The sequence below is a fragment of the Bacillus paralicheniformis genome (genome assembly GCF_001042485.2).
Taxonomy (GTDB): Bacteria; Bacillota; Bacilli; order Bacillales; family Bacillaceae; genus Bacillus; species Bacillus paralicheniformis.
This window is the reverse complement of record NZ_LBMN02000030.1, coordinates 1-644: the sequence shown is the minus strand read 5'-3', so window position 1 is coordinate 644 and position 644 is coordinate 1. Positions and strand designations below refer to the sequence as shown.

The following is a 644-nucleotide window of genomic DNA, read 5'->3' as shown; positions in this document are numbered from 1 at the left end:
TCATGAATATTGGCAGGCTCAACAACCGTCCCCAGCACAAATCCATTCCGGTCACAAGCTGTATGAAAACCATAAGCAAAAAGACGTTCCCGTTCACCTTTTACAAAATAACCGCTCTCAGGATCTGTCGTACTTTCTTTTATTTCCCGTTCTTCTGAGCATTGCCTGGGCTTTAAGGGCTTTTTGCCGTTGGCTTCGCGATCGGCATTAATTTCTCGATCTAATTGTTCCTGATAAGCTCTTGTTTCTTTTCTCACAATCTTCTTCACAAACTTTTTCTTATTCGCATTGGCTTTGACATGGGTTCCATCGATAAAGGCGACCGACGGGTCGACAAGACCGAGATCCATGGCCTGACGCAAGATTTTATAGAAGATTGTTTCAAATAGGTCCGTATCATGAAAACGGCGCTCATAGTTTTTACTGAAGGTTGAAAAATGAGGGATTTTTTCAGAAAATCCATATCCAATAAACCAGCGATAAGCGACATCGGTTTCGATCCGTTTAATGGTTTCGCGCATCGAGCGGTGGCCAAACACGTACTGAATCAGAACCATTTTGATCAATACAACGGGATCAATGCTTGGGCGCCCTTTTGAAGAATAAAGGGGAGCAACTTTTTCATAAATAAAAGAAAAGTCCAT

The 644-nt window shown here is 42.2% G+C and carries 1 protein-coding gene; it reads right to left on the bottom strand.

The features are described 5' to 3' along the window. Positions 1-644: transposase (locus tag ACH97_RS16495; RefSeq protein WP_162264446.1), on the bottom strand; the 644-nt coding region annotated here is incomplete at both ends.